Here is a 7,012-nt window from a genome sequence, read left to right on the forward strand (position 1 = left end):
CAGACTTACCCCCTAGTCGCGGTTTGGGAACATCGAATCGGGGCGGTCACCAGTCCACGACAGCAGGGAAACCGTGCCGGAACCTGCTGCCGCGCCGTGCGTGCAGGCCTCCGGCGCGCCCATGCCCAAGTCGTGGAAGACGTCCTCGGAAGCGCGTGCCGGGTCGACGTCGCCGAAAGGATCCAGCGAAGCGATGCCACGCGGGGTCTCCGGGGAGGCAGTCGGGATGACGTAGCGGTCGTCGTACTTGGCGATGGAAAGCAGGCGGTACATAGCCACCATGTCCTCTCCGGTCATGCCGACGGCCTGTGCAATTTCCTCCTGTGGCTCGTTGCCCAAGTTGATATCGCGCATGTAGGAGCGCATAGCGACGAGGCGGCGCAGCGACTTTTCCACTGGCACGGTATCGCCTGCGGTGAAAAGACCTGCGAGGTACTCCAGCGGAATACGCATGTTAGACAGCGCGGAGAAGAGGATCTTGTGGTCCTCGCCGTCATTGCCGGTGGCGCTTACCTGGTCCACGATGGGCGAAAGTGGCGGGATGTACCAGACCATCGGCAGCGTGCGGTACTCAGGGTGCAGCGGAAGCGCGACGTTGTACTTGAAGATGAGGTCGTAGATTGGCGAGTTCTGCGCGGCATCGATCCAGGAGTGCGGGATGCCTTCTTTCTGTGCGGCAGCTACGACAGCAGGGTCGTGCGGGTCCAGCATGATGGACTTCTGCGCTTCAAAGAGGTCCTGCTCATTCGGCGTCGAGGCAGCCTCGGCCACGCGATCGGCATCGTAGAAGATGACGCCCAAGTAGCGCAGGCGGCCCACGCAGGTTTCAGAGCAAACTGTGGGCTGGCCTACCTCAAGGCGCGGGTAGCAGAGCGTACATTTCTCGGCCTTGCCGGTCTTGTGGTTGAAGTAAACCTTCTTATAAGGGCAGCCCGAGACACACATGCGCCAGCCGCGGCACTGGTCCTGATCCACGAGCACGATGCCGTCTTCAGCGCGCTTGTACATCGCGCCGGAAGGGCACGAAGACACGCAGGTGGGGTTCATGCAATGCTCGCAGATGCGTGGCAGGTAGAACATGAAGGAGTCCTCGATCTCCTTCTTTACCTGCAGATTCATCTGGTGCAGGGTAGGGTCCTGGTCCATGGTCTCAACAGAACCACCCAGGTTGTCATCCCAGTTGGAAGACCACTCAATCTTGTTTATTTCGCGGCCATCGATTTGAGAGACCGGCTTTGCGGTGGGCTGGGTCTTTTGACCAGCCTTGGCACCCATCAGATCCTCGTACTGGTAGCTCCACGGCTCGTAGTAGTCCTGGACGGTCGGCAGGTTCGGGTTATGGAACAGGGTAGCCAGCTTCTTCAAGCGTCCACCGGCCTTGGGTTTGAGCTTGCCAGAGCCGGTAAGCTCCCAGCCGCCCTTCCACTTTTCCTGGTCCTCCCAGGTGCGGGGGTAGCCCACGCCGGGACGAGTTTCAACGTTATTGAACCAGATGTACTCGGTGCCTTCGCGGTTGGTCCATGCCTGCTTACACGTGACCGAACAGGTGTGGCAGCCGATGCACTTGTCCAGGTTCATGATCATGGAGATTTGGGCCATGACTTTCATTAGTAAGAAACCTCCTGGGAGCGACGGCGCACGCGGGTGACTTCGTCGCGGTTGTTGCCGGTTGGGCCGATGTAATTGAAGTGATAGGTCAGCTGGCCGTAGCCGCCGGCAATGTGGACCGGCTTGATAGAGATACGGGTCAGCGAGTTGTGCGTGCCGCCGCGGCGGCCGGTGAACTCATTGATTGGGGTACCAACGGTGCGTTCCTGGGCGTGGTTGCAGATCATTGTGCCCTCCGGGATGCGGTGGGAGACGATGGCGCGGGCGGACACGATGCCGTTGCGGTTGTAGACCTCAACCCACTCGTTGTCCTTCACGCCGATCTTTGCGGCGTCCTTGTCCGACATCCAGACCACCTGGCCGCCGCGGGAAATAGACAGCACGTGCAGGTTGTCGAAGTATTGCGAGTGAATCGACCACTTGTTGTGGGTGGTGAGATAACGCAGGGTGACCTCGACTTCGCCGCGCTCATTCTGCAAGGTCTGGCCCGGCGCGAATTCGCCGTGCATATGCAGATGATCAAGCGGTGGGCGGAAGATAGGCAGCGCCTCGCCGTAGTCCATGAACCAATCGTGGTCGATGTAGTAGTGCATGCGGCCGGTCAGCGTGTGCCATGGCTTGTCGAACTCGACGTTGATGCTAAACGCCGTGTAGCGGCGCTTATTGCGCTTGTCAGCCGTCCATTCCGGCGAGGTGAGGACCTCGGTCGGGCGCTCCTTGATGGAATCCCAGCTGATGCGCACGTCCTCATCGGAGGCCGCAAGCGGTGTCATGTCACGGCCGGTGCGCGAAGACAGATACTCGAAGCCTTGCTTTGCCAGCTCGCCGTTGGATACACCGGACAGGTGCAAGATGGCGTCGATGACCTTTGTGTCTTTGCTCAGGTCAATGAGCTCACCCATTGAGGTCTTCGAGGTTCCACAGATGAGCTCAAGCTCCTTGACCTGCTTTTCCACGTTGAACTTGGTGCCATGCACCACAGTCCCGGCCTTGGCCGGCAGCGGGCCCAAGTGAGTCCACTTCTCATAGATCTTGGTGTAGTCACGCTCCACCACATGCAGCTTCGGCATGGTAACCCCTGGCACCAAGCCGAGCTTTTCGACGTCGGGCACAATGCCGTTTGGCATGCTCAACTCATCGGGGGAGTCGTGGTGGCTCGGTTGCGTGATGATGTCAGTTTGCACGCCGAGCCACTTTGCGGACTTGGCAGAAAGCGAAGCTGCGAGGTCGCGGAAGACCTCGAAGTCGGTGCGGGCCTCCCACGGCGGGTTGATGGCCGCGTTGAAGGAGTGCAGGTATGGGTGCATATCCGTCGAGGACATATCGTGCTTTTCATACCAGGTAGCTGCTGGCAGCACGATGTCAGAGACCAAGGTCGTCGACGTATTGCGGAAGTCCGTGGTCATCATGAGGTCGAGCTTGCCCTCAGGAGCCTCATCAACCCACTTGATGGTGCGTGGACGATCCTCGGCAGCGAGCTCTTCGGCCGTGGCATCGGAGTCGATTCCGAGCAAGTGACGCAGGAAGAACTCGGTGCCCTTTGCAGAAGAACCCAGCAGGTTGGTACGCCAGTTCAAAAGAATGCGCGGCCAGTTTTCTTCTGCCGAAGGGTTGTCGTAGGAGAACTCGAGGTCGCCATCTTTGAGCTGGCTTACAACGTAGTCATTGATGTCGACGCCTTTTTCCTTTGCCTCTGCCGCAAGCAATAGGTTGTTGCGGTTGAACTGCGGGTAAGCCGGCATCCAGCCGCGACGCATAGCCTCAGCCATGGTGTCGGAGACCATCTTGTCACCGATGACACCGTGGCTGGCCAGGGGCGAACCCAGATGGGAGGCGCGGGAGTTGTCGTAGCGGTATTGCTCGGTGGCGAAGTAATAGAAGCCTGTCGAAATCATGTGGCGCGGAGGACGCTGCCAGTCGGTGGCCATGGCCCACTGGGTCCAGCCGTTGATAGGACGCAGCTTCTCCTGGCCCACGTAGTGAGCCCAGCCGCCACCGTTGACACCCTGGGTACCGCACATCGAGGTCAGCGCCAAGAAGGTGCGGTAGATGGTATCTGCGTGGAAGTAGTGGTTGACGCCGGCACCCATGATGATCTGGGAGCGCCCCTTGGAATCTGCGGCGTTCTGCGCGAACTCACGGCCGATGCGGATGGCGGTATCGGCAGGCACGCCGGTGAGGCCCTCCTGCCAGGCTGGCGTGCCCACTTCGGAGGCATCGTAGAAGTCCTTCGGCCAGGAACCTGGCAAGTTAAGCTCTTCGCGATTGACGCCGTAGTGCGCGAGCATGACGTCGAAGACCGTGGTCACGAGCTTGCCGTCGACGCGACGAACCGGCACACCGCGGTGCACAATGCCCGTGCCAACTGGCTTGTCGGTGCCGATGTCGGCTGGATCCGCATCTAAGTCGAAGCGCGGGAAGAGTACCTCGGCGGTCTCGAAGGAATCGGTCTCTGCGATGGACATGACAGGATCGGCGTTGTCGAGGGAGAGGTTCCACTTCGCCGAGTTGTTGTCCCAGCGGTCAGCGACGGTGCCGCCCGGATCGACTACCTTGCCGTCTTCTTCCATGACCAGGCCACGGTGGGTGGCGTTTGGCGAGGAATTCAGCTCCGCATCGGAGACCTGGGAAGCCGTGAGGAACTTGCCTGGGGTATAGGTTCCGTCCTCGCGCTCGTCCAAGGTGACCAAGAAAGGCGAGTCCGTGTACTTGCGCATGTAGTTCAAGAAGTACGGTTCTTGGCGCTCAACGTGGAACTTCTTCAAAATGACATGCCCCATGGCAAAAGCCAAAGCGGCATCAGAACCCGGCTCGATGCGGGCCCACTCGTCGGCGAACTTCGTGTTGTCAGCGAAGTCCGGCGAAACCACGACGACCTTGGTGCCTTTGTAGCGTGACTCCACCATGAAGTGTGCATCCGGGGTACGGGTAACAGGGATGTTGGAGCCCCACATCATGAGATAGGAGGAGTTGTACCAGTCACCGGATTCCGGCACGTCAGTCTGATCACCGAAGGTCTGGGGGGATGCCGGCGGCAGGTCGGCGTACCAGTCATAGAAGGACAGAGCGACGCCGCCGATGCTCTGCAGGAAGCGGGTGCCGGCGCCATAAGAGACCTGCGACATGGCAGGAATAACTGTAAAGCCGAAGATGCGGTCCGGACCGTACTTGCGAATGGTGTAAACGTGCGCCGCAGCAGCGATGTCGATTGCCTCTTCGTAGCTGATACGAATCAGGCCGCCCTTGCCACGCTGGGAGATGTAAGCCTTGCGCTTTTCAGGATCTTCCTGGATGGCACGCCATGCGAGGACAGAGTCGCCGCCGTTTTTAGCTTTTTCCTCACGGAACATGTCCACCAGAACGCCGCGCGCATAGGGATAACGCACGCGGGTAGGCGAGTAGGTGTACCAGGAGAAAGAAGCACCACGAGGGCATCCGCGCGGCTCGTATTCCGGCATGTCATTGCCGGTGGTCGGGTAGTCCACGGCCTGGGATTCCCAGGTGATGACGCCATCTTTGACGTAGACTTTCCACGAGCAAGAACCCGTGCAGTTGACGCCGTGTGTAGAGCGAACCATTTTGTCGAAGGCCCAACGGTTACGGTAGAAGACATCTGCCTGCCTGCCGCCCTTCAAAAACAGCTGTTGGCCAGAGTCGCTGGCTTCGCCTTTGCGCAGATAGGCGCCGAGCTTGAAAAGGGAGCTGGGGCCGGATTTATTTTCAGTCATGGGGGTGGGTTACTCCTTTAGGAAGGCGTGGTTTAGCCGGGGAAAGGCGCGCGTGGACGGGCGTAGTAGATCCACACGAGGACAGAGGTGATTGCGAAATACACAACGCAACCCCAGAAGAACGTGGCGGCCGGCATCATGGAAAGCAGCACGCCTACGACGAACGGGCCGAAGGCGCCGATGGCACCAGTCCAACCGATGACGCCGCCTGCCTGACGCTTCGGCAAAATCATTGGCATCTGCTTGAAGGTGCCGGCATTGCCCAGACCGGTGAAGAAGAACATGATGAGCATGCAGGTCAAAAAGCCCTTGAACTCGCTCGGGTCGGAGGGGTTTAAGAAGAGTGCAGAAAGGGCAGTAAACACCGTCATGCCTACACAACCGACGAAGGTCCAGATAGCGCCGCCGAACTTATCGCACAGCGGGCCCCACAGCGCGCGGACCAGCGCGCCGATCAGCGGGCCGAGGAAGGCATAGGCAGCCCCGCGCGGCAGGTCATCGAACTGGCCAGCAAACTGAGAATCGGCGCCGAAGGTCTGGTTGATAAGAAGCGCCATTTGAGCCGCGAAGCCAGAGAAAGCGCCGAAGGTCATCAAGTAGACAACGGTCAAGATCCACGTGTTCTTGTTGCCGAAAATATCGATCTGCTGGCGGAAGTTTGCCTTGACTGGAACGTCCTTGAGCAGCATCCATGCGAGAACAGCACCAACTAGTGCCCATGGAACCAAGAAGATTGCTGGGTTGTGCACGAAGATTGCGCCATCATCTGTGCGCTGTGGTGCCACGAAGCCGATTCCCAGGAGGGTAAAGCCCATCAGCCACGGCGCAACCAGTTGAATGAAGGAAATACCGAAGTTGCCCAAGCCTGCCTGCAGGCCGAGGGCGGTGCCGGACATGCGCTTAGGGAAGAAATAGCCGGTGGAAGGCATAAAGCCAGAAAAGACGCCGCCGCCGATACCGGACAGGAAAGCCAAGGTTAAAAGCCACCAGTACGGGGTGGAGGTGTCCTGCACGGCGAAGAACCAGCCGAGCATCGGGATGATGAACAGCAGGGAGGACACGAACACCAGCTTGCGGGTGCCGATGATAGGTGGCAGGAACATAAACAGCAGGCGGAATAAGCCGCATGCGAGGCCTGCAATGGAGGTCAGCCAGTACAGCTGACTCTTGCTGAGATCGAAGCCGATCTGGTTGAGCATCGGTGCAATTGCGGAAACGAGATACCACGTTGCAAAACCGATGATCAGCACGAAGGTGGAAACCCACAAGGTTCGCCACGCAACCTTGGAATCCCAGTGGTCTTTTTCTTCGGGGTTCCATCCTTGGATGGTCTTGCCCGACGTATCAAGTGCAGTCATTATTCCTCGGTATTCTCGTAGAAACTTTCTCTTTCTAATGTAGTTTCAATTATCCTAAAAAGAGGAATTTTCTACGGAATTCTTCGAGTTTAATTAGGGAACATTAGTGTTGCGGAAATATTTCATATACCGACCTTTCGCTGGTTAACCCGTCAAGGGGTAGGAAACTGCTGCTTATGACTCGTTTCTGTTAAAAATGTCACACCATTAAACCGAGGTAAAGGACGCCCACATGAAACCTGCCACCGCTGCCATAATCGTCACCGCTGACCGCGTTTTGAGCGGCGCAAAGCCTGATTCTGCAGGCGCCTTGGCCAA

Annotated in this window: 3 protein-coding genes; all 3 read right to left on the reverse strand. The window is 58.5% G+C overall.

Annotated elements, in window-relative coordinates; genetic code table 11:
- Positions 1-12: 12 nt before the first annotated feature.
- The 3 genes from narH to HMPREF0308_RS12105 are packed head-to-tail and all read right to left on the reverse strand — an operon-like array spanning position 13 to position 6,694.
- Entirely contained in the window at positions 13-1,608 is a 1,596-nt protein-coding gene (gene narH, locus HMPREF0308_RS12095; protein ID WP_005532029.1) for a nitrate reductase subunit beta, read from the reverse strand.
- Positions 1,608-5,336, reverse strand: coding sequence for a nitrate reductase subunit alpha (locus tag HMPREF0308_RS12100; protein WP_005532030.1), 3,729 nt, complete (start codon positions 5,334-5,336; stop codon positions 1,608-1,610). Before HMPREF0308_RS12100 ends, narH begins: the two co-directional genes overlap by 1 nt.
- A gap of 32 nt (positions 5,337-5,368) precedes the next feature.
- Complete coding sequence (locus HMPREF0308_RS12105; protein ID WP_005532032.1) at positions 5,369-6,694, reverse strand: nitrate/nitrite transporter; 1,326 nt, start codon at positions 6,692-6,694, stop codon at positions 5,369-5,371.
- Positions 6,695-7,012 lie beyond the last annotated feature (318 nt).

Source organism: Corynebacterium striatum ATCC 6940 (assembly GCF_000159135.1).
Taxonomy (GTDB): Bacteria; Actinomycetota; Actinomycetes; order Mycobacteriales; family Mycobacteriaceae; genus Corynebacterium; species Corynebacterium striatum.

Bases quoted from the DNA above. Each gene is read 5' to 3' on its own strand.
- HMPREF0308_RS12100 (WP_005532030.1), bottom strand. From the start codon at position 5,336: ATGACTGAAAATAAATCCGGCCCCAGCTCCCTTTTCAAGCTCGGCGCC.
- HMPREF0308_RS12105 (WP_005532032.1), bottom strand. From the start codon at position 6,694: ATGACTGCACTTGATACGTCGGGCAAGACCATCCAAGGATGGAACCCC.
- narH (WP_005532029.1), bottom strand. From the start codon at position 1,608: ATGAAAGTCATGGCCCAAATCTCCATGATCATGAACCTGGACAAGTGC.